Source organism: Nocardia sp. NPDC019395 (genome assembly GCF_040632335.1).
In the GTDB taxonomy this organism is placed as follows: Bacteria; Actinomycetota; Actinomycetes; order Mycobacteriales; family Mycobacteriaceae; genus Nocardia.
Window position 1 is genome coordinate 382,188 of sequence record NZ_JBEYBT010000003.1, and the last position, 20,552, is coordinate 402,739.

At 65.8% G+C, this 20,552-nt stretch carries 22 protein-coding genes and 1 tRNA gene; 9 read left to right on the forward strand and 14 right to left on the reverse strand.

Annotation, left to right across the window (positions count from 1 at the left end; translation table 11 throughout):
• Window positions 1–183: 183 nt before the first annotated feature.
• Together pyk and ABZ827_RS12745 are read left to right on the forward strand one after the other, a co-directional pair.
• Window positions 184–1,602 (forward strand): pyruvate kinase, encoded by a 1,419-nt coding sequence (gene pyk / locus ABZ827_RS12740; protein WP_357236417.1) that lies wholly within the window; start codon window positions 184–186, stop codon window positions 1,600–1,602.
• A gap of 29 nt (window positions 1,603–1,631) precedes the next feature.
• Window positions 1,632–2,525, forward strand: coding sequence for an acyl-CoA thioesterase II (locus tag ABZ827_RS12745; RefSeq protein WP_357236419.1), 894 nt, complete (start codon window positions 1,632–1,634; stop codon window positions 2,523–2,525).
• A gap of 10 nt (window positions 2,526–2,535) precedes the next feature.
• Here the strand turns inward: ABZ827_RS12745 and ABZ827_RS12750 are convergent, their stop codons facing one another.
• The 8 genes from ABZ827_RS12750 to ABZ827_RS12785 form a co-directional block, all read right to left on the reverse strand.
• A complete protein-coding gene (locus tag ABZ827_RS12750) occupies window positions 2,536–2,943 on the reverse strand; it encodes a hypothetical protein (protein WP_357236421.1) in 408 nt (135 codons plus the stop codon).
• Between the two features lie 189 nt (window positions 2,944–3,132).
• Window positions 3,133–3,762, reverse strand: a complete 630-nt coding sequence (locus tag ABZ827_RS12755) for a low molecular weight phosphatase family protein (protein WP_357236423.1) — start codon at window positions 3,760–3,762, stop codon at window positions 3,133–3,135.
• A 165-nt stretch (window positions 3,763–3,927) separates the two neighbouring features.
• Window positions 3,928–4,911: an ABC transporter ATP-binding protein gene (locus ABZ827_RS12760; protein ID WP_357236425.1), complete on the reverse strand. Its 984-nt coding sequence runs from the start codon at window positions 4,909–4,911 to the stop codon at window positions 3,928–3,930.
• Complete coding sequence (locus tag ABZ827_RS12765; protein WP_357236427.1) at window positions 4,901–5,923, reverse strand: ABC transporter ATP-binding protein; 1,023 nt, start codon at window positions 5,921–5,923, stop codon at window positions 4,901–4,903. The genes ABZ827_RS12760 and ABZ827_RS12765 overlap by 11 nt, the downstream gene beginning before the upstream one ends.
• A 28-nt stretch (window positions 5,924–5,951) precedes the next feature.
• The gene (locus ABZ827_RS12770; protein WP_357236429.1) at window positions 5,952–7,403 is read right to left on the reverse strand and encodes an ABC transporter substrate-binding protein; all 1,452 of its coding nucleotides are present in this window, start codon (window positions 7,401–7,403) and stop codon (window positions 5,952–5,954) included.
• Window positions 7,404–7,578: 175 nt separating this feature from the next.
• Window positions 7,579–9,135 carry an ABC transporter substrate-binding protein gene (locus ABZ827_RS12775; protein ID WP_357236431.1) on the reverse strand — a complete coding sequence of 519 codons (1,557 nt, stop codon included), beginning with the start codon at window positions 9,133–9,135 and terminating at the stop codon, window positions 7,579–7,581.
• 48 nt (window positions 9,136–9,183) lie between these two features.
• Window positions 9,184–10,077: an ABC transporter permease gene (locus ABZ827_RS12780; RefSeq protein WP_357236433.1), complete on the reverse strand. Its 894-nt coding sequence runs from the start codon at window positions 10,075–10,077 to the stop codon at window positions 9,184–9,186.
• A complete protein-coding gene (locus ABZ827_RS12785; RefSeq protein WP_357236435.1) occupies window positions 10,074–11,027 on the reverse strand; it encodes an ABC transporter permease in 954 nt (317 codons plus the stop codon). The genes ABZ827_RS12780 and ABZ827_RS12785 overlap by 4 nt, the downstream gene beginning before the upstream one ends.
• 495 nt (window positions 11,028–11,522) lie before the next feature.
• On the opposite strand from ABZ827_RS12785, the gene ABZ827_RS12790 reads away from it, so the two are divergent.
• Window positions 11,523–12,188 (forward strand): hypothetical protein, encoded by a 666-nt coding sequence (locus tag ABZ827_RS12790; protein WP_357236437.1) that lies wholly within the window; start codon window positions 11,523–11,525, stop codon window positions 12,186–12,188.
• A 471-nt stretch (window positions 12,189–12,659) separates the two neighbouring features.
• Here the strand turns inward: ABZ827_RS12790 and ABZ827_RS12795 are convergent, their stop codons facing one another.
• Window positions 12,660–12,971: a hypothetical protein gene (locus ABZ827_RS12795; RefSeq protein ID WP_357236439.1), complete on the reverse strand. Its 312-nt coding sequence runs from the start codon at window positions 12,969–12,971 to the stop codon at window positions 12,660–12,662.
• On the reverse strand, window positions 12,968–13,243 hold the full coding sequence (locus ABZ827_RS12800; protein ID WP_357236441.1) for a hypothetical protein: 276 nt from the start codon (window positions 13,241–13,243) through the stop codon (window positions 12,968–12,970). Before ABZ827_RS12800 ends, ABZ827_RS12795 begins: the two co-directional genes overlap by 4 nt.
• A 219-nt stretch (window positions 13,244–13,462) precedes the next feature.
• Between ABZ827_RS12800 and ABZ827_RS12805 the strand changes: the two genes are divergently transcribed.
• From ABZ827_RS12805 to ABZ827_RS12825, 5 genes are all read left to right on the forward strand, one after another.
• A complete protein-coding gene (locus ABZ827_RS12805; RefSeq protein ID WP_357236443.1) occupies window positions 13,463–14,779 on the forward strand; it encodes a hypothetical protein in 1,317 nt (438 codons plus the stop codon).
• Window positions 14,776–15,357 (forward strand): GNAT family N-acetyltransferase, encoded by a 582-nt coding sequence (locus tag ABZ827_RS12810; RefSeq protein ID WP_357236445.1) that lies wholly within the window; start codon window positions 14,776–14,778, stop codon window positions 15,355–15,357. Before ABZ827_RS12805 ends, ABZ827_RS12810 begins: the two co-directional genes overlap by 4 nt.
• 91 nt (window positions 15,358–15,448) lie before the next feature.
• On the forward strand, window positions 15,449–15,946 hold the full coding sequence (locus ABZ827_RS12815; protein WP_357236447.1) for an HAD domain-containing protein: 498 nt from the start codon (window positions 15,449–15,451) through the stop codon (window positions 15,944–15,946).
• Between the two features lie 82 nt (window positions 15,947–16,028).
• Window positions 16,029–16,793: an arginine--tRNA ligase gene (gene argS / locus ABZ827_RS12820; protein ID WP_357236449.1), complete on the forward strand. Its 765-nt coding sequence runs from the start codon at window positions 16,029–16,031 to the stop codon at window positions 16,791–16,793.
• On the forward strand, window positions 16,790–17,065 hold the full coding sequence (locus ABZ827_RS12825; RefSeq protein ID WP_357236451.1) for a hypothetical protein: 276 nt from the start codon (window positions 16,790–16,792) through the stop codon (window positions 17,063–17,065). Before argS ends, ABZ827_RS12825 begins: the two co-directional genes overlap by 4 nt.
• 172 nt (window positions 17,066–17,237) lie before the next feature.
• Here the strand turns inward: ABZ827_RS12825 and ABZ827_RS12830 are convergent, their stop codons facing one another.
• The 3 genes from ABZ827_RS12830 to ABZ827_RS12840 all read right to left on the reverse strand — a co-directional run bounded on the left by ABZ827_RS12830 (window position 17,238) and on the right by ABZ827_RS12840 (window position 19,637).
• Entirely contained in the window at window positions 17,238–17,531 is a 294-nt protein-coding gene (locus tag ABZ827_RS12830) for a DUF1330 domain-containing protein (protein WP_357236453.1), read from the reverse strand.
• Between the two features lie 34 nt (window positions 17,532–17,565).
• The gene (locus tag ABZ827_RS12835; RefSeq protein ID WP_357236455.1) at window positions 17,566–18,966 is read right to left on the reverse strand and encodes an MFS transporter; all 1,401 of its coding nucleotides are present in this window, start codon (window positions 18,964–18,966) and stop codon (window positions 17,566–17,568) included.
• 98 nt (window positions 18,967–19,064) lie between these two features.
• Entirely contained in the window at window positions 19,065–19,637 is a 573-nt protein-coding gene (locus tag ABZ827_RS12840) for a carboxymuconolactone decarboxylase family protein (protein ID WP_357236457.1), read from the reverse strand.
• An 83-nt stretch (window positions 19,638–19,720) separates the two neighbouring features.
• Between ABZ827_RS12840 and ABZ827_RS12845 the strand changes: the two genes are divergently transcribed.
• Complete coding sequence (locus ABZ827_RS12845; RefSeq protein WP_357236459.1) at window positions 19,721–20,074, forward strand: helix-turn-helix domain-containing protein; 354 nt, start codon at window positions 19,721–19,723, stop codon at window positions 20,072–20,074.
• 366 nt (window positions 20,075–20,440) lie between these two features.
• Here ABZ827_RS12845 and ABZ827_RS12850 read toward each other — a convergent pair.
• A tRNA-Leu gene (locus tag ABZ827_RS12850) sits at window positions 20,441–20,527 on the reverse strand.
• Window positions 20,528–20,552 lie beyond the last annotated feature (25 nt).

Sequence of the window (20,552 nt, forward strand, 5' to 3'; positions counted from 1 at the left end):
CGGGGAATATGCGGGTCCGCTCGGGCGGGCCCGCATTCGTAGTTCCCGCGTAACACGACCGTCGAATCCGGGGTTCATTCTGGGTTGGGCGGCGTTGGGTCGCCGTTCACCCGCAGTTAACCCAGACCCGCGGCCCCGCGGGCCGGGCGGGACCGGATATCCCGGCAGGATTAGGCTCGACACGTGATGCGACGGACGAAGATTGTGTGCACCCTCGGCCCGGCCACTGCCACCGAGGAACGTATCCGAGAGCTCGTCGAGAGTGGTATGGACGTCGCCCGGCTGAATTTCAGCCACGGTGAGCACTCCGATCACGCCGAAAACTACAAGAAGGTGCGGCAGGCTTGCGAGGATCTCGGCCGCGCCGTCGGCATACTGGCCGATCTGCAGGGCCCCAAGATCCGGCTGGGCCGTTTCGCCGAGGAACGGACCATCTGGGCCACCGGTGAGATCGTCCGGATCACCGTCGACGATATCGTCGGTGATCACGACCGGGTCTCCACCACCTACAAACAACTCGCCGAAGACGCCAAATCCGGTGACCGGCTGCTCGTCGACGACGGCAAGGTCGGGCTGGAAGTGGTCCGCGTCGAGGGCAACGATGTGGTGTGCGAGGTGACCGAAGGTGGCCCCGTCAGCAACAACAAGGGTGTTTCGCTGCCGGGTATGGACGTTTCGGTGCCCGCGCTCTCCGAAAAAGATATCGAGGATCTGGAATTCGCCCTGAACCTCGGTGTCGATTTCATCGCGCTCTCGTTCGTCCGCTCGCCCTCCGATATCGAACTCGTGCACGAGGTGATGGACCGGGTCGGCCGGCGCGTCCCGGTGATCGGCAAACTGGAGAAGCCGGAGGCGATCGACAACCTCGAGGCCGTGGTGCTGGCGTTCGACGCGGTGATGGTCGCCCGCGGTGATCTCGGCGTGGAACTGCCGCTGGAACAGGTGCCGATCGTGCAGAAACGGGCCATCCAGATGGCGCGGGAGAACGCCAAACCGGTGATCGTCGCGACCCAGATGCTCGAATCGATGATCGAGAACTCCCGGCCCACCCGCGCGGAGGCCTCCGATGTGGCCAACGCGGTCCTCGACGGCGCCGACGCGGTGATGCTGTCCGGGGAGACCTCGGTCGGTAAATACCCGATCGAGACCGTGCGCACCATGGCCCGCATCGTGCACGCGGTGGAGACCGAATCGACCAGTGTGCCGCCACTGACCCACGTACCGCGGACCAAGCGTGGTGTCATCTCCTACGCTGCCCGCGATATCGGGGAGCGGCTCAACGCGAAGGCGCTGGTCGCGTTCACCCAGTCCGGCGATACGGTGCGCCGGCTGGCCCGCCTGCACACGCCGCTACCGCTGCTGGCGTTCACCCCCCTGTCGGAGGTGCGCAGCCAGCTGGCGCTCACCTGGGGCACCGAAACCTTCATCGTGCCCACGGTCGACAGCACCGACGCGATGATCAAACAGGTCGATCAGGCGCTGCTCAGCATGAACCGCTACCGCAAAGGTGATCTCGTGGTCATCGTGGCCGGCTCGCCACCCGGTACCGTCGGGTCCACGAACCTCATCCACGTGCACCGTATCGGCGAGGAGGACCACTGAATGCTGGAAAACCGCGGCGGAGTCGTCCGGTGAGTGCGCCGGTGGACGATCCGGCGACCGGCCGCCATGGCGATCTCGATATCCTGCTGGAACTGCTCGACCTCGAGGAGGTGGCCGAGGATGTTTTCCGCGGCCACCATCCGGAGAAAGTGGCCAGCCGGACCTTCGGTGGGCAGCTGGTCTCCCAGGCGGTGATCGCCGCGGGCCGCACGGCCGGGCATCGCCCGATCCATGTGCTCAACGCCCATTTCGTCCGGGGCGGCGATGTCAAGAAACCGATCGATTTCCACGTCGAACGCCATCGTGACGGCCGGGCCTTCGCGAATCGCACCGTCACCGCCATCCAGGACGGCCAGGAACTGTTCGTCATGCTGGCCTCCTTCCAGGAATGGGGCAAGGGCCTCGAACACGCGCACGAGCGCCCGGAGGTTCCGGATCCGGAGACGCTGCCCCGGATCCAGGAGAGTTTCGCCGGGTTCGAGGACAAGCTGGAGATGTTCGTCAACGCTCCGCACCCGATCGATATGCGCTACACCAACGATCCGGCCTGGATCCTCAAGGGCACGGGGGAGAAGCTCAACCACAACCGGGTCTGGATGCGCGCCGACGGCACCCTGCCCGACGATCCGCTGCTCCACGTGGCGGCGCTGAGCTACTCATCCGACACCACGGTGCTGGACTCGATCATCACCACCCACGGGCTGTCCTGGGGTCTGGACCGGATCGTCGCCGCCACGGTGAACCATTCCATCTGGTTCCACCGTCCGTTCCGGTTCGACGAATGGGCCCTGTACGCGACCGAATCCCCCGTAGCCGCGGGCTCACGGGGTCTGGCGACCGGGCGTTTCTACTCCCGGTCGGGTGATCTGCTGGCCACCACGGTGCAGGAAGGCGTGATCCGCCATTTCCCACCGCGGCGCTGAGTGCCGCCGGTCAGAGCCGCTCGGGTAGGAGCGGTTCCATATCGACGTCGGTGCGCTGTTCGGCGCTGAGCGTGAACGGTGCTCCCGGGCCGAGAGCGTCCAGGCCGCGCAGCAACCGGTGCTCCAGAGCATCGATATAGCCGTCGGTCAGCTCGGCCGGGTCGCCGGCCAGGCTCAACGCGATTTCGAAGGTCGCGTGCCCGGACGGCTCGATACCGGGATTCCCGGCGCGCCAGCGATGATCGAACTCCCGGTGCCGGGAATCGTTCTCGGCGACCGGCAGCGTGCAACGCCACGCACAGATCTCACCGTCGTCGAGATGCTCGGCGAGTTCCGTTCGCACGGAATCGACGAGTTCTTCCAGGGTTTCCGGTGTGACATAAACATGAAGCGAAACATCCGAAATGCGTTTCGGCATGCCTGATTCCTGTCGTGTGTCGTACCTGCAACGGGATTGGATACTCGGATCGGTGTTCCGGACCGCGAGTGTAGTGCGCATAGCGTGGAAAGTCAGGCTGCGTGTCGATATCCGGCGCAACCCGATATGAGGCCGGGCCCCGCCGCCGGCCTTCACTGCGCCGCGGGCGCACGATCTACCGGCTGTGCGTCACGCATACCAGCCGTTGTGCTGGGCGGTGACAAGCGGGGAAAGCCGCTTCGGCGACGGTGCCTGCCGCACCACCACCGGCTGCCGCCCCCAGTTGTGGTGATCCGCGGGTAGGGCCGCCGGCGCCAGCGCCACCAGCAGCGGCACCAGCGCGTCGGCGATCTTGTCGCCGACCTCGCAATACGCCCTGGCGGAAAGACCCACGGGATCGGCAATGTTCTCCCGCCCGACCCGTGACAGGTTGTCGCGGCAGCGATGCAGCTCGGCGACGGTCCGCGCACCGGTGACCCGGGCGATCCGATATGCCTCCAGCAGGGTGAAGGTCCGGGACCGGGCGGCAGTCAGTTCGGCGACCTCGTCGCGGATGTTCTCGGTCATGGTGAGCACCAGATCCGCGCGATCGATATGCTCGGGTTTGAGTTTCCGGGCCCGGAAATCGCCCGGGTCCCCGCCCAAACCGGTGATTGCCTCGGCGGCCCGCGGCTCCACCGGAAACCCGACCAGAGCCCGGGTGCCGGCGCTTTCCGCGGTGATCCCGGCCAGCCGGTATTCGACCGCGATGGAGCGGGTGAGTCGTTCGGCTATCACCGAACGGCACACATTGCCATTGCAGACGAACAGGATGTGCATGCGGCTACGGTAATTCGACCGGGATCCGCTCAGAACCGCTGTTCGTTCGATATCACACCGCCGCGCCGGTGAATTCATCTGCGCGTAGCATGCTGTTTTTCTGGGCACCGGTACGCGGCGTTCCGGAATACCTGATTCCGGGGCCCCGCGCCCCGGGGTTCGTCCTCAGTCTTCGGTCAACGGGAAGTGGCAGGCCGCGTACTGCCCCGGCCGGACTTCCCGGACCTGCGGCTCCTCGTCCGCACAGCGGTCCTGGGCCCGGGGGCAGCGGGTCCGGAACCGGCAGCCTCGCGGCGGTGCGAGCGGTGAGGGAATATCGCCGGCCAGCGCGGGCCCCGCGAAGCCCTCGTCCGGATCGGCGAGCGGAACCGAATCGAGTAACGCCCTCGTGTAGGGGTGTGCCGGACGGTCGTATACCTCGACGGCGTCGCCGAACTCGCACACCTTGCCGAGATACATGACCATGACGTTATCGCTGATCGTCCGCACGACACCGAGGTCATGGCTGATGAACACCACGGTCAGGTCGTATTCGGCCTTGAGCTCGGAGATGAGATTGAGAATTTGCGCCTGTACGGAGACATCCAGCGCGGATACCGGTTCGTCGCAGATCAGCAGCCGGGGATCGAGCGCCAGCGCCCGCGCTATCGCGATCCGCTGGGCCTGACCGCCGGACAGCTGCCGGGGCAACGCGCCGGCGAGCCGCTCGTCTATCCCCACCTTCGCCAGCACTTCTCTGGAGGTCGACTCACGTTCGCCCGCGGACTTTCCGGCCACGGCCAAACCCTCGACCACGATGTCTCGTACCGGCCGGCGCGGGTTCAGCGAGGCCACCGGATCCTGGAAGATCATCTGCATTTCGCGCCGCAGCGTACGCATGCGGCGGCCGTCGGCCTCGTCGATCTGCTCGCCGGCGAAGGTGATCCGGCCGGAGGTCAGCTTGTCCAGGCGGAGTACGGCCCGGCCGGTCGTGGACTTCCCACACCCGGATTCCCCGACGATGCCGAGGGTTTCGCCGGGCAGGACGTCGAAACTGACCGACGACACCGCCTGCACGGTCCCGCCGTCGGTGTCGTATTCGACCACCAGGTCGCGCACGCGCAGCAGCGCCGGTTCGTCGCGCAGATGCGCGGTTCCACTACCTGCCATGGGTATCACCACCGGATTCCGAAAGGGCTGCTACGGGTTCGGGAGCAGGATGCGCACACGCCACCAGGTGGTCCGCGGCGATCTCGGTCAACGCGGGTCCGGGAGCCTCGCGGCACCCGTCTGTGACATGACCGCACCGGGGCGCGAACCGGCATCCCGGAGGCGGTGCCGCCGGATCCGGCAAACCGCCCTCGATCAGCAGTAGTGGCGCGTACCGCTCGCGCTCGATGGTCGGGGTGGCTTCCATCAGGGCCCGGGTGTATCGATGCCGGGGGGCGGTGAATACCTGGCGGGTCGCCCCGCATTCGGCCAGCCGTCCGGCATACATGACCGAGACCCGGTCGGTGCGCCCGGCGACCACCGACAGGTCATGGCTGATCAAGATCAGCGACATCCCGCGGTCCCGCTGCACGCGGCGCAGCAGGTCGAGGATCTGCCGCTGGATCGTCACATCCAGCGCGGTGGTCGGTTCGTCGGCGATCAGCAGATCGGGTTCGCAGGCCAGCGCGATCGCGATCATCACGCGTTGCCGCATACCACCGGACATCTCGTGCGGGTAGTTGCGTAACCGGCGCTCCGGATCCGGCACCCCGACCTCCTGAAGGAGCTCCAGGGCGCGAGTCTTCGCTTCGGACCGGCTGGTGCCCAGATGCTTACGCATTCCCTCGGTGAGCTGGCGTTCCACGCGCACCACCGGGTTGAGCGACCGCCCGGGGTCCTGGAAGACCATGGCGATCTGCTTCCCCCAGACGCCGAGCTTCTCCTTCTTGGAGAGCGCGAGAATGTTCCTGCCCTGGAAGATCACCTCACCGGAGCATCCGGCCCGGGGCGGGAGCAGTCCCATGATCGCCCGGGCCATCACGGATTTCCCGGACCCCGATTCACCCACCACGCCCAGCGCCTGCGCGCGATCCACATCGAAGGACACGTCGTCCACGGCTCGTACGACACCGCGGTCGGTATTGATATAGGTATGCAGGTTTCGTACCTGCAGATTCGGTTGCGTACTCATGGTCTCAGCTCTCCTCGGGTCGTGCCCGCTACTCGACGATCCACAGTTCCTCGGGCAGCACCGAGCCGGCGCCGTACATGGTGAGGCCGCCGACGTTCTTCCCGGTGGCAGCGGCCGCGACAGTGCGGGTGTAGAAGATGGCGGGCATCAGTTCGATCAACCGCTCCTGAACCGTCCGGTAGGCCGCCCCGCGTTGCTTCACATCCGTCGCTGTCCGGCCGGCGTCGAGTGCCTTGTTCAGGGCGGGATCGTCGATGCCGCCGGTGTTCCGGCCGGAGTCCCCGTGGAAGGCAGTCCACAGCCGCGGCTCGGGATCGTCGAAGAACGCTCCGCCGGTCATCACGTCGAAATCGTGTGTATAGCGCAGCTTGATCAGGTCGATGATATCGATGACCTTCACTTCGGCTTCGACATTGTCGAACGCGCTGAGCTGAGCCTGAACGCTCTCCGCCAGCAGCCGGTTCTCCGTCTGGGCGGTGGTGGTGAAAGTGAATTTCACGGGTTTGCCCTCGGCCGCCAGCTCGTCGAACAACCGTTGCGCGGTCGCCGGATCGGGTGTGTGCAAGGGCAGATCCGGCGCATAGTACGGAGAGGATTCACGGAACATGGTGGTCGGGAGTTCGCCGCTGCCCTGGTAGATGGTCAGATTGAGCGAGTTCACATCGATTGCGGCCGCCACGGCCCGGCGGGCCCGGATATCGTCGAACGGCGCTCGCCGCATATTCAACGACAGGTGTTGTCCGCCGTGCAGTGGCGATACCGCGGTGGGGAAGCCCTGATTCTTCAGTTTTTCGATACTTCCCCAGTTGGAGCTGATGATCACGTCCGAACCACCGCTGATCAGCGTGTTGTAGCCCTGAACGGAGTCGCCGGAGGTGCGCAGCTCGATCCGGTCCAGGTACGGTTTGGGCGCATCCCAGTAGCCGGGGTTCTTCACCAGCTCGATCACATCCTGGCGGGCCCACCGCTGAAGGGTGAACGGACCGGCACCCACGGGGTTGCCGTCGAAGGTCGCGCGCCCGGCCCGCAGCGCCTGGGGGGAGGCGATCCAGTTCATCGAACTTTCTACGAGGGTGTAGGCGAAATGCGGTACCGGGTGACGCATCGTCACCCGCAGCGTCGTCGGGTTCACCACCTCGGACGACGCGATCACCGTCGCATCCTCGCGATAGGTCGATCCGTTGGCCGGGTCGGGGAAGCGGTCCCAGTTGAATTTCACGGCCGCCGCGTCCAGCGGAGTACCGTCGGTGAATCGCAGATCCGGCCGCAACGTCAACTCGAAGGTGGTACCTCCGTCGTGCGTGGCGAAGCCCGTCGCCATGGTGTATTCGATTTTGCCGCTGTCCGGATTGTTGACCATCAGCGTCCCGTACAGGGCGTTGCCGAGGAGGGCGTTGATCACCCACTGGTTTCCCAGGGCCACCGGGTCGAGGGTGCGCGGCTCACTGATCTGGGTGATCCGTGCGGTACCGCCGGCCACCGGATCACCACCGGGGCCGGTGCCGATTCCCGTACTGGTTCCGCCGCAGGCAGCGAGGAAGAAAGCGGTGCAACACACAGCGATTGAACGAAAGAGCGATGCTCGGAACATCATTGTTCCTCTCAGCGGATGATCGAGAAATGAATCGGTATCGGTTCCGGATGGTTTGCGGCGGCTAGTTCTCGACCCAGAGTTCCTCCGGTAGCAGCGACCCGTACCCGTACTGCACAACACCACCGACGTTCCGGCGGGTGACGACGCCGGGTTCGTTCCGGACCTGGAAGATCACCGGGACGAGTGCATTCAGTCGTTCCTGCACCCGGCGATACGCGTCCGTGCGCTGTTCGACCGTGGTCCCGGTCCGGCCGTCCTGCAGTGCCCGGCTCAATTCCGCATCGTCTATCCCGGACATATTGCGCCGGGAAGCGCGGTGGAATACCGACCACAGCGCCGGTTCCGGATCAGCGAAATTCGCCGCGGCCGTCGTCATATCGAAGTCGTTCGTCCGGCGCAGCTCGACCACTTTGGTGACATCCGCTGTCTCCACCGCGACCTCTACATTGGCGAACGCGCTGAGTTGCGCCTGCACGTTCTCCGCCAGCGCCCTGATCTCCGCGGTGGAACCGCTGGTGAAGGTGAAAGACACCGGCTTACCCTCGGCCGCCAGCTCGTCGAAGAGTCGTTGCGCGGTCTCTCGATCCGGCTGGGGGAGCGGCAGATCCGTGTGGAACGGTGAAGACTCGCCGAACAAGGTCTTCGGGACCTGACTCTCGCCGCGGTAGATGGCCACGTCGATGGCGTCGAGGTCGATCGCCGCCGCGACCGCTCGCCGTGCGCGCACATCGTCGAAGGGGGGTCTGCGTGTGTTCATGGTCAGGGTCTGACCACCTTGCAACGGCACAGTATCGGTCGGAAAACCCGCCGCGCGGGCGTCGCTGAGACTCGCCGGGTTCGTCTCGATCACCAGATCGGCCCCACCGCTGATCAATGTGTTGAGCCGCTGCGCGGTATCGCCGTTGGTGCGCACAGTGATCGCGTCGAGATAGGGTTTGGGCGCATCCCAGTACCCGGGATTCTTCACGAGTTCGAGGGCATCTCCGCGTGCCCAGTGCGACAGCGTGAAAGGACCGGCCCCGACCGGGTGGTTGTCGAACTGTTGTCGGCCGGCCGCCAGCGCGGCGGGTGACGCGATCCAATTCAGCGCGGTGCCGTATATCGCTTCCGCGAAATTCGGAACCGGCTCGGTCATGGTGATGTCGAGCCGGTTGGCGCCGGCCACCTCGGTCGAGGCCATCATCGACGCTTCTTGCAGGTAGGCCGATCCGCCGGCCGGGTCCTTGATACGGTCCCAGTTGAATTTCACGGCCGCCGCGTCCAGCGGAGTCCCGTCGGAGAACCGCAGATCCGGTCGCAATGTCAACTCGAACGTGGCACCCCCGTCATGGGTCGTGAAGCTCTCCGCCATGGTGTATTCGATCTCGCCGGTCGCCGGATCGTTGATCATCAACGTCCCGAACAGGGCGTTGCCGAGCATCGCGTTGATCACCCACTGGTTGCCCAGCGTTGCCGGGTCGAGGCTGCGCGGCTCCGTGAGCTGGACGATGCGGGCGGTACCGCCGGGGACCGGGACGGTGCCGGCCAACTTTCCGGTGTTCGTGCCACCGCACGCCGTCAGCAGCGATGCCAGGGATATCAAGGCTGCGACGAGCAGACAACAGCGTCGGATCATCATTCGGTACCTCAGCTAGCGCGGGATGGCGGTTCAGGAGTGGGCGGGGAGTCAGTCGCGCATCGTGCGATCGAATCGGCCGCGCAGATGGTCGCCGGCCTGGTTCAACGCGAACACGGTGCAGAAGATGACCGCGGCGGGCACGAAAACCAGGTGCGGTGCGGTCGCGAGACTGTCCTTGCCGTCGGAGATCATTCCTCCCCAGCTCGGTGTCGGGGGCGGGATGCCGAGCCCGAGAAAGCTCAGCGATCCCTCCGCGACGATGAGCGCGGCCATGATGATCGGGAGATAGGCCAGCAACGGTGGCAGCACATTGGGCAGGATCTCCTTGCCCAGGATCCGGCCGTGCCCGGCACCCATATTCCGGGCGGCGAGTACGAATTCGCGGGCCGTCCACGTCAGCGTGTTCGCCCGGGCGAGCCTGACGAACGAAGGGATGATCACCAGGGAAAGGCCGACCATCAAAGTACGCAGTCCCGGGTTGAATACCGCGGTCAGCGCCATCAGCAGGATCAGTGGCGGGAACGCCAGCATCGAATCGCTGAGCAGCCGGATCACCGAATCCGTCCGCTTCTGGAAATAGCCGCCCAGCATCCCGATACCCGACCCGATCGCCGAGCCGATGAGGGTCGCGACCGTACCGACCAGCAACGACACCTGAGCGCCGTAGACGCACCGGGACAACATCGATCGCCCCAAGTTGTCGGTGCCGGCCAGTAGATCGAGCGACCCGAGCTGCGGTGGTTGCCGTGGCGGGCCGACCGGTATCGAATACGAAGCCAGCGGGAGCAGGTCCGCGAAAATCGCCGCCGAGATCACCACGAACAACCAGGCGTAGGACAGGTACACCAGTACCGAGCGAGGTTTGCGCACCCGCGGGATTTCCGGTTTCCTCGGTGCTTCGACCGGCTGTTCGCGCTCGATCTGCACATCGGCTCGAGTCATACCCTGGCCACCTTCCGGACCCGCGGGTCGATCAGCTCATAGCTCGAGTCGACCAGGATGTTGATGACGACATAGACGACCGCCATGAATGCCACGATTCCCTGCACCATGATGAGATCCCGGGAAACGATCGAGGTTGCGAGCAACTGGCCGAGTCCGGGCAGCGAGAACAGTGTTTCGACGATCACCGTCCCGCCGATCAGGCGCCCGAGATTGATACCGGCCAACGTGATCAAGGAGAACGACGACGGCCGCAGCGCGTGCCGGAACATCAGATACCACTCGTTCATGCCCTTGGCCCGGGCTGCCCCGATGAAATCCTCACGCAGGGTGGTGATCAGGTCGGTTCGCAGCAGCCGGTGGAATGCGGCGATCTCCATCAGCGCCATCGCGATGGCCGGCAGCAGAGCGGACTGCAGGTTCGGTCCGATTCCGTCGCCGATACGGTTCCATCCGGCCACCGGAAGCCAGCCGAGGCTGACGGCGAAGAAGTAGATGAGTACCGGACCGGCGACGAAGGCCGGTACGGACAGGAAAACCGACGAGAGCGCGGCAGTTCCACGGTCGACCGGACCTCCCGGCCGCATCGCCGACACCACGGCGAGGAAGACCGCGCTGACCAACGCGATGACGAGTGACATGGCGGCCAACTGGAACGTCACCGGCAACCGTTCCGCGATCGCCGTCGACACCGATTGCCCGGTGAGCGGTGAGGTGCCCAGGTCACCCTGGGCTGCGTTCCCGACCCAGTGGAGATACTGCATCCACACAGGCTGGTCGAGGCCCAGTTTGCTGTTCAGCGCCGCAACAGCTTCCGGTGTAGCGGCGTCGCCGAGAATGACTTGTGCCACCGAGCCCGGAGCGAAACTCAAGAGCACCACGACCGCCAAAGTGACAAGCAGGACCACCAGTAGTCCCCTGCCCAAACGCCTCACGATGGAGAGCACCATCCACCTCCGCCTTTCACGAGCGCGCGACCGTTCGGCCGGACACCCCGCGAGGTGTCCGGCGCTCGGTCTGATGCGGGCTGACGCGGCCTACGTGAATATGATTCTTCTAACAGAGATTCAGGCTCGCGTGCTGAGTAGAATCGTATTCTACGTTGACGAGAGTTGTACCGAAAAACGGTAAAAGAACTTCAAAGCCGCTGGTAGTGAATGCTTGTGGACCATGTCGCCGGAGCTGTCGAGCGGGTGGCTACACGCAAGGCGGACTCCGGACTCGGCCACGTTTCGGCGCAAGGGATCACGGGACTGCCGGCTTATCGCGGTCGTTCAGGGGATGAGACGAAGCCGGGCACGGGCACTTGCGGGCAACGCCGCCGAGGCTCACTGGACTCGACGCGAGCGTGCGGCCCTCCTCGAGGAGGCTGCCGGGTTGTCTCGGGGGTGGATCGAAGCAATGGATCCGTGGCGGACGCCCGGCCGCTGACTTATCGTGAGCGAATGGCCGTTATGCCGCCTGAGCGGAATGATGCACTCCCGGCTGGTATTTACCCCGAATGGGCGCTGATCGGACCCGCGCTCGCCACGATCGTCGGTGTGTTCCTGGTGACCGGTGTGTACCGGGGCGACTGGATATCGCCGATCCAAATGGAACTCGACATGTCCAGTCAGGCGTTCCTGCTCGAGGGCGTCGTCACGTATCTCATCGCCGCCGCGATAGCGTTTCCGCCCGGATACCTGCTCTGCGCGCGTTTCCTGACACCGGCGATCACCTCTGCCATCGGCGTCATGCTGATCGGTGTCCTGATCGTCGCGTTCGGCGGCGGCGCCGGCACCTTGCTGATCGGGCGTGTGCTCGGCGGGCTCGGAGCCGGTGCGGCCCTCGGCGTGACCACAGCGCTGGTCCGGTCGATCAGGCGCGGAAGGGGTATCGCCACCGCGGCGGTTTCGGCCGCCGGGGTCGTGACTGTGCTGGTCGCCCCGTTCGCCGGTCAACTGATCTCGGACGCGCTCAGCTTCCGTCTCGTGTATCTGGCGGCGGTGCCGTTCCTGCTGGTCGCACTGCTCGCCGCCACCGTCAGCGGAATCGCACTCGTCATGGCCCGGCGTTCCGCCCCGCCGGTCCCGTACGGCATGCCGTACCCCTCGCCGGAATATCGCCACTGAACGACCTCGGTCGCTCGACCGGACACTATTGCCGGGAACCGTCCCGCTCGAGTCGTGGGCCGAGGTTGTGCCCAGTCCGGTGCGCGGATGGAATCCGCCGCGCATCTCACCGAAGAAATGGCTGATGGGAGTGAGGCGATCGATCGGTGGGAGCGCGGTATGTCGGCGAGGGCCCGGCGTGCCGCGGGGTCGGGCGACTGAGCGGGGTAGGTTGTCGGCCGTCTGCCGTGATCACGCCGCCGGGTCCGGCGGCCGAAGGTCGCTCAGCCTCGCCCTTGTCTAGATGGCGTGACCGAGAAACGGTGCCAGTAGACCGAGAAGTATTCCGACCACGGTCACTCCGCCGCCTCCGATTGCGTAGTTGAAGCCTTTTCCGGCGCTGACATCGAGATCGTATCCGAGGTTCTCCAGAGCGGCAGCGACGGCGGGTCGATATAGGTCTCCTGCACGCGTGGTGCGGATTCAGCCGGTTCAGCTGATCGGCCGCATGCTCCCGGACCGTAGCCAGGTGCCATCAGCGGTGACGATATCGGCGAGGTCGGTCACCGCTCGCCAGAGCCGCTCGGCCCGGAGCTCGACAGCGGTTATGTGCGGGATGACCACTACGTCGGCGTCATGTTCGAGGATGTGCGCAACGGTGACCAGTGCGGCCAGTTTCGGCGCCGAGGGTGCGAAGACTGTGAACACCACATCCAGGCGATGACGTGTGATGAGTCCGTCCAGGTCGGGAGTGCCGATGTGGTACTTGCCGACGATGATCGCCCGTCGGTTCGCAGTGTTCACGGCCGATCCTCCGGCCGGGCACACCGGGTCGCGGGTGTGTCGTTGCCCGTATGTGTGGCGCGCCATCGGGCGATCACCCGGTCCACCTCGTATTGCGCGGTGGGCTGAGCTGTCGGCGCACCGAGGGCGCGTAGCCCTTCGAGACACCGTTCGACCGTTGCGCGGTCGCAGCATTCGCCCTCGTCTTCACTCCACAGTCGAAGCGTCGTGGACATTGCCTGATCGCTCGGCAACGGGGGCGGCTGGATTCCCTCACTGTGCTCGCTGTGCATAGTTCTCCTGGTGTGTGCCCGTTGAGGAGCACCCGGCGCCGGGGTATTCCATGGATCGGCAACATGCAGTAGCGAGAGCCGGTCGATTTCTGTGCCCACCCGGCGCCGGGGCTGTTATCAGCGTTGTTCACCGATTGCTGTTGGAGGAGTCTCGAAAAGGCCACGGAGGGAATATGCTTCGGATAACCAGCAGGTGAGCTACGTCTCCGAGGGGGTGGGATGACTGTCAGCAGGTGGACCAGCACGGAGGTCCGGGCGCTGCGCACGGCCGCGCTCCGCGAAACTCAGGAGGAATTCGCCGAGCGCGCCGGGTATACGCTCCCGACGATAAAGAAATGGCACCGGGCGACACGGGATAAGCCGGTACGGGGCCGTTCGGCGGAAGCGCTCGACACGATGCTCCGCGATCTGGACACCGATCAACGCGCCCGGTTCGAAACGGAGATCGCGCCCGTCCGTGAGCCTGTGCGTCGTACCGTTGAGGTCAGCCAATCGAGCATGTCGCTCGGGATGTATGCGTGGGAAGTCGATAGTTACGTGAGGCGTCGTGAATTCGGGAAGTTGGCGACCGCGGTCACCATAACCGCAGTCGGCTGGCCCTTCGGAGAGCAGATCGGACCGGCAGACGCGCAGCGGTTGCTGACGGCTGTCGATGAGCTGGGGGAGCAGGACCAGCAGATCGGAGGCGGTGCCCTGGTCCAAGCAGCGCTCGAACAACTCGCGCATGCGAAACACACCCTGGACACCGCGAGCTACGACACCACTGCCGGTAATGCATTCGCGGCAGCGACAGGACATTTGGCTGTGCTCACGGGCTGGCTCGCCCATGACACCGACCTGCACCAGGTGGCGCGGCGTTGCTACGCCGATGCGCTCGCACTGGCGAGCGAAGCAGGGGACGAGGACCTGGTAGCCCACACCTGCCTGTACGCGGCGAATCAATCAATCGCCCTTGCTCGAGACGGGAAGGGCAGCCCACACCACGCCGCGAAGCTGATCGACCGGGCTCGCGTACTGATGCGAGGCCGGCCGCCGGGCCGGATTCACGCTTTGATCGCCGTGCGGGATGCTCAGGCACAAGCGCTGCTCGGGGACCGGATGGGATTCGGTCGCGCGGTCGCTACTGCGTGGCGGGAGATGGAGCAGGCCACCAGCTTCGAGCCGCTGGAGGAGTGCCCGCAGTGGTTGCGGTTTGTGACGCCCGCGGAAATCCGCGGGCACGAAGCACGCGGTTACGGCGAGATCGGCGAAACACACAAGAGCATCGAACTTCTCGACACTGCGGCGGCGGAGGAACCGGGCACCCGCAATGCCCTCAACGACCGCGCGCACGCGGCTGTGGCTCATGCACGCATGGGTGATATCTCGGCGGCTCTCGCATTGGGTACGGCCGTGCTGGCCGAGCTGGAACACATCACCTCCAGCCGGACCCTGCGAGTTATGGAGCCGATCCGAACCAGTGGTCATCCAGCGGCCGAGGAATTCCGCCACCGTTTCGCGGCGCTGGAAGACGCCACACGGAAGGAAATCGCGTGAGCGATCCAGAATTCCGGCAGCATACTGCCGCCCAGGCCCGCGAGATTCGGTCCACGGTCGAAGATGTCTACCGGCGTTCCTATGTCGATGCGATTGCCTCTGGTGATCCGTTCGATTCTCCCGAGGCATTCATGCAGAGGTTCGACGCCTACACCGATCCTGTCCGCAGTTGGGGGTTCTCCCTCGTGGTGGCTTATGTCGGCGGTGCTGCGGCAGGACAGGCGTGGGGGTGGCCGCTGCGACCGGGGGCAGCGGGGTGGGGTGGGTTGCACCTCGACGATGGCGGCCTGGACGACGGCGATCTGGAGGAGTTCACCGTGGAGACCAGTGATCGGACCTTCGCTCTGTCGGAGATCATGGTGTGTGCTGAGCACGCCGGCCGCGGACTCGCCCGCGCACTGCATGACGAGCTGTTGCGGGGGCGGTCCGAACAGCGCGCGACATTGCTGGTCGAGCCGGAGAACGAACGCGCGTATGCGCGGTATCGGAAGTGGGGGTGGTACCGGGTCGGTTGGCAGCGGCCTGCCTGGGAGGACGCCCCCAGGTTCGATGTGTTGATGCACAACCTGCCGCTTTGAACCCGCATATTCGGTCGGACGTGACGCGATCCGTACGGGCGTCACCGTTCCACGGTACGGATCTGGTCGAGCGCAATCAGGCCACCGCAGCATGAGCGGTCCCGGACAACAGCCGCTGCTGTTCCTCGATGTCGACGGGCCCCTTCTGCCGTTCGGCGAAGACCCCGGCGGCGAGCCGCGTAATGTCGCGTCGAACTCGCACTTCTGGCGGCTCGGGCTCGAGGTGAGCCGTCGGCTGTCGGAGTTGCCATGTCAGCTGGTCTGGGCCACGACATGGGAAGACGAGGCCAACGCCGAGATCGCGCCCCGGCTCGGGCTGCCGCAACTTCCGGTCGTGCGCTGGCCGGAACCGTCCGCTGAGCACGAACACGAGGACCAATGGTTCGGGCTGTGCTGGAAGACCCGAACTTTGGTGGACTGGGCCGCCGGACGCCCGTTCGCCTGGGTCGACGACGAGATCACCGCCGCCGACCATGCCTGGGTCGCCACCCAACACCGCGGCTCTGCGTTCCTGCGGCACGTCGAGTCGTTCCGAGGGCTCAGCGACGACGACCTCACAGCCCTCGATCACTGGCTGCGAGCAATCTGAGCCAGACGATATCCACAGGAATTGATCATTGCCCCTGAGATACTGGGCCATTCGATTCGATTTCCCGAGGAAAGGAACCCTGGTGAGTGCTGCCGGTGTCGCACCGCTGCTCGCAACTGTCGCCGCCGCCGTCTCGGAGGCGATCGAGCGAGTCCGCCCCGAACTGGCGGGAGCCGACCCGGTGGTGCGCCGATCGGATCGAGCCGATTTCCAATCCAACGCCGCACTGCCTCTGGCGAAGAAGACCGGCATCAAACCTGGGGAGTTGGCGACCGAGCTGGCCGGCCAACTCACCGCCGACGGCCATGCCGCACCGGTAGCTACCGCAGTGGCTTCCGGGCCCGGATTCGTGAACATCACCGTTACCGATTCTGCGGTGTGGTCGCGAATCGCCGACCGGCTCGCCGACCCGCGGCTGGGGATCGCCGAGCCTGCTGCCGGGCAGCGGATCGTGATCGACTACTCGGCACCGAACGTCGCCAAGGAAATGCACGTCGGGCACCTGAGAACCACGATCATCGGCGACAGCCTCGCCCGGGTCCTGGGATTCCTCGGTGCCGATGTCGTGCGAGCCAACCACCTCGGCGACTGGGGCACTCAATTCGGGATGCTCATCCAATACATCGACGAAAACCCCGACAAACCCTGGCGGGCCGATGACCTCGCCGACGGAACCTCGGTCTCCGCGCTGGACAGTCTCTACAAAGCCGCCCGCGCAGCCTTCGATGCCGACCCCGCATTCGCCGACCGCTCCCGATCCCGCGTCGTCGCCCTACAGGACGGCGACGAGCCTACCGTCGCCAGCTGGCGCGAAATCGTCGCGGCGAGGGTGTCGATGTCATTGTGACCACAGTGCTGGTCCGATCGATCAGGAGTGGAAGGCGTATCGCCACCGCAGCGGTATCGGCCGGCGGGGTCGTGACTGTGCTCGTTGCCCCGTTCGTCGGTCAACTGATATCGGACACGCTCAGCTTCCGTCTCGCATATCTGGCCGCAGTGCCGTTCCTGCTGGCCGCATTGCTCGCCGCCACCGTCAGCGGAATCGCACTCCTCATGGCCCGGCGTCCCGTTCCGACCCCGTACGGCATGCCGTACCCCTCGCCGGAATATCGCCACTGAACGACATCGGTCGAATGCTCGACCGGACACTCTTGCCGGAGCTGTCCCTATCGAGTCGGGGCCGAGGTTGTGTCCGGCGACGGCTCCGTCGGGCTGCCGTGGATGGCGGTGGTCGCCTACGCCGGAGATAGCCGCACTCAGACCGTCGAGCGCAGAAGGTCAGTCGCCGACCTCAGTCGATGCCTTCGACGATGCGGAAGTCGCGCTCGACGCCGTCGGAAAGGGCGACCAGTGCCTCCTGGTAGGCCGCACTCTCGTGCGTCGCGACGGCCTGCTCGAAGCTGTCGAACTCGATCAGGATGGTGCGCTGGGCGATTCCGGCGTCATGCGCCACGACCCGACCGTCACGGGCGAGGATCCGACCGCCCCCGGCCTCGACGGCCGGACCGGCCAGCTTGTTGTAAGCAGCCAGCTTCTCAGGGTCTGAAATGGTGCGGTAGGCGCTGACCCAGTAGCCCTTGGGCATTGGAACCTCCAGTGTTGGGATGAATGCATCTGACTTACGGGTTGGTCTCGGACGAGCGTCGTCGGGCGAGAGCGAGGCTTGTCAGCGTCGTGATCGCCATGGCGCCGATGCCGACCAGCGCCGCGGTGGTGTAGGCGCTGTCATCGGGGAAGAGGCGGCCGGGGCCGGTGCCCGCGGCGAGGATCAGGCCGCCGATGGCGCTGCCCAGGGAGTACCCGACGCTGCGGATGACGTAGTTGAAGCTCATGGCGCTGGATGTCTCGCTCTTGGGGGTGACGGCCAGGATGACGCCAGGCATCGCAGCCGAGAAGCCGCCGACACCGAAGCCGAGCACGCCCATGGCGACGAACAGTTCGGCCAGGTCCGACCGGACCGCCGCGAACAGGGCGAACCCGCCGCCGACCACGACGGCGCTGCCGGCCAGGAGCAGGGGGTCGGCGATCCGCGTCCGGACCCACGGCGTGAGCTTGCCGGCGACGAACCCCAGGACCGAGAACGGGATGAGGACCAGCCCGGCGACGAAGGTCGTCAGCCCGAAGCCATAGCCGGCGCCCTGCGGCGTCTGCGCATACCGGGTGATGAGCGTGAGCAGCAGATACATGCCGATCCCGCCGACGAACATGGCGAGGTTCGCCCCGGCGACCGCCGGGTGTCGCACCGCCCGCACATCGACCAGGGGCGTCGTGCTGCGCAACTCGATGACGGCCCAGGCGCAGAGCAGTACCGCCGCGACGACGGCGAGGCTCGCCGCCACGGCGAGGTGTCGGCTCCACAGGTTCCGTTCGCCGGCGAGGAACAGCACCAGGGCCAGCGCAGCGGCCAGGACGACCGCGCCTGTCACGTCCACGTGGGCGGAACGGCCTTCGGGGGCTTCGGGTATGGAGCGCCACGCGGTCAGGAGGGCGGCGGCGGTGACGACCAGGGTGAGGCCGTAGGCGGCCCGTACCCCGCCGAGCTCGGCGAGCAGTGCGGCCAGCGGGTAGCCGACGCCGGCCCCGATGATCGAGACCACCGAGATCTGGGCGATCACGGCCGCGCTGCGCTCCTCGGGGAGGTGGTCCCGGGCTACGCCCATCATCAGCGCCGTCAACCCGAGCCCGACGCCCTGGGCCGCTCTGCCGGCGAGCAGCCACGCGAACGGCAGTGGTAGGGCGGTGAGCGCGCTGCCGGCGACGACGACTGCGAGCGTGGCGAGGATCGTGGCTCGTCGGTGCGGGCCGGCTCCGAGCCTGCCGAGGACGGGCGTGGCGACGGCGCCGCTGAGCAGCGCGACGGTCAACGTCCACTGCGCGCTGCCGAGCGAGACGTGGAACGAGGTCGCCACGCTGGTGATGAGCGGCGCCCCGAGGCTGGCGACCGCCGCCACGACCAGAGCGATGAACATCAGAGCGGGGACCAGTAGCCGCCCCTCGGAGTGCTCCGGGGTAGCGCTCATCGGTTTGTCCCGGTCGTGATGTGGGCGGGACGGATGCGAGTCCTGACCCCTCACGCTCTTCCGTCCACGGCTCCAGATGGGCAAGCGATATGGGTGGTTCACCGGACCGCGGGGGGGAAGTCGGCGAAGCGGGGCGCGCCGGGCTCGTGCGGCACGCGTGCAGCGCGCGCGGCGAAGCTGACGGCGTGGTACCACCCGCACAGCAGAAGGAGATCGAGCAGCTGGAGTTCGTCGAAGACCGACGCGAGACGTGCCCACAGTGCGTCATCGATGTCGGAACGCTCGTGCAGCGCGTCGACGGCGAGGAGGAGCAGCTGTTCGCGCTCGGACGTCCAGCACTGGTCAGCGGGGCCGCCGTGCACCAGGGATGCCGCCTGTTCGCGGGTGAATTCGACCCGTTCGGCGAACATCATCATGTGTACGCCCCACTCGTACTCGCAGCCGCACAGCACGCATGTCCGGTCGATGGCGATCTCGCGCTCCCTCATGGTCAGCGTCAGCTGTCGGCCCAGCTCGTAGCGCCCCCATCCGTGCATGGCGCCGGCCATCGGGAGGTTTCGGGCGAACATCCGGAACAGCCCGATCGGCGGTACGTCCCGGGGCATCATGCGCTCGAGTAGCGCTCCGGCTTGGTCGGCGTACGGCGGTTCCAACAGGGCTATTCGCGACATCGGAGCTCCCATTTGAGATTGTTTCGAAATTAGAAACGCGGGTTGGATGCTAATGTTTCTAAAACCGAAACGCAAGGAGGGGCATGCCGACACCGCGCCCAGGAACACCCGTTCGTGGATCGACTACCGGCCGTCCGATCATGGCCGCGCTAGATCTCTTCGGCCGTCGGTGGGCGCTGAGAATTCTCTGGGAACTGCGTGCTGGTCCGCTCGGTGCGCGTGCCCTGCTGGCACGGTGTGCAGGTTTGTCGTCCAGTGTGCTCTACCAGCGGCTTCGCGAACTCACGTCCAGCGGGATCATCGCCCCCTCAGTCGATGGCTACGAGCTCACTCAGCTGGGGGCAGCACTCATACAGGCCATCCGCCCGCTCGACGAATGGGCGATCGCCTGGGCGCAGACGCAAGAGCAGAACGGTCAGAATTCTGTGGAGGCATAGGATCGAGGGCTCTTCAGGTGATGCCCGAGCCTGGGATTTGTCGGGATTGCTCTGCAGTTCTATCGAGTGCGGACTGCGGATTTATCGGTAGTGCGTTGCGGACCTGCAGCGAGAAGTGAGGGAGGCGTCGACGCGCCTGGGCAGGAGTGGGCCGCGGACTGCGACGCATCGATCTTCCAGGCTCGCTGGATCGGCTCGCTCGGTTGTCTCCGGGCGGGGTGTCGGCAGCCGGGGAGAGTGGAGCTGTGCTCGGAGGGGTATGAGCTCGGTGTTCCTGGTTGATAGAGCTGCGCAGGTGTGCCGAGTGTCGGCGAGTCGGGAAAACGTTGGCAGCGATGGGAGGGTATTCGGAAACCCGTCCGACCTTGGTGCCGAGTGTGGGACTCGAACCCACACGTCCTTTCGGACAACGGTTTTTGAGACCGTCGCGTCTGCCAGTTCCGCCAACTCGGCGCACCGGGTGGAAATCATAGCCCGC

Bases quoted from the DNA above. Each gene is read 5' to 3' on its own strand.
- ABZ827_RS12750 (WP_357236421.1), bottom strand. From the start codon at position 2,943: ATGCCGAAACGCATTTCGGATGTTTCGCTTCATGTTTATGTCACACCG.
- ABZ827_RS12755 (WP_357236423.1), bottom strand. From the start codon at position 3,762: ATGCACATCCTGTTCGTCTGCAATGGCAATGTGTGCCGTTCGGTGATA.
- ABZ827_RS12760 (WP_357236425.1), bottom strand. From the start codon at position 4,911: ATGGCAGGTAGTGGAACCGCGCATCTGCGCGACGAACCGGCGCTGCTG.
- ABZ827_RS12765 (WP_357236427.1), bottom strand. From the start codon at position 5,923: ATGAGTACGCAACCGAATCTGCAGGTACGAAACCTGCATACCTATATC.
- ABZ827_RS12775 (WP_357236431.1), bottom strand. From the start codon at position 9,135: ATGATGATCCGACGCTGTTGTCTGCTCGTCGCAGCCTTGATATCCCTG.
- ABZ827_RS12780 (WP_357236433.1), bottom strand. From the start codon at position 10,077: ATGACTCGAGCCGATGTGCAGATCGAGCGCGAACAGCCGGTCGAAGCA.
- ABZ827_RS12785 (WP_357236435.1), bottom strand. From the start codon at position 11,027: ATGGTGCTCTCCATCGTGAGGCGTTTGGGCAGGGGACTACTGGTGGTC.
- ABZ827_RS12790 (WP_357236437.1), top strand. From the start codon at position 11,523: ATGGCCGTTATGCCGCCTGAGCGGAATGATGCACTCCCGGCTGGTATT.
- ABZ827_RS12800 (WP_357236441.1), bottom strand. From the start codon at position 13,243: ATGCACAGCGAGCACAGTGAGGGAATCCAGCCGCCCCCGTTGCCGAGC.
- ABZ827_RS12805 (WP_357236443.1), top strand. From the start codon at position 13,463: ATGACTGTCAGCAGGTGGACCAGCACGGAGGTCCGGGCGCTGCGCACG.
- ABZ827_RS12815 (WP_357236447.1), top strand. From the start codon at position 15,449: ATGAGCGGTCCCGGACAACAGCCGCTGCTGTTCCTCGATGTCGACGGG.
- ABZ827_RS12830 (WP_357236453.1), bottom strand. From the start codon at position 17,531: ATGCCCAAGGGCTACTGGGTCAGCGCCTACCGCACCATTTCAGACCCT.
- ABZ827_RS12835 (WP_357236455.1), bottom strand. From the start codon at position 18,966: ATGAGCGCTACCCCGGAGCACTCCGAGGGGCGGCTACTGGTCCCCGCT.
- ABZ827_RS12840 (WP_357236457.1), bottom strand. From the start codon at position 19,637: ATGTCGCGAATAGCCCTGTTGGAACCGCCGTACGCCGACCAAGCCGGA.
- ABZ827_RS12845 (WP_357236459.1), top strand. From the start codon at position 19,721: ATGCCGACACCGCGCCCAGGAACACCCGTTCGTGGATCGACTACCGGC.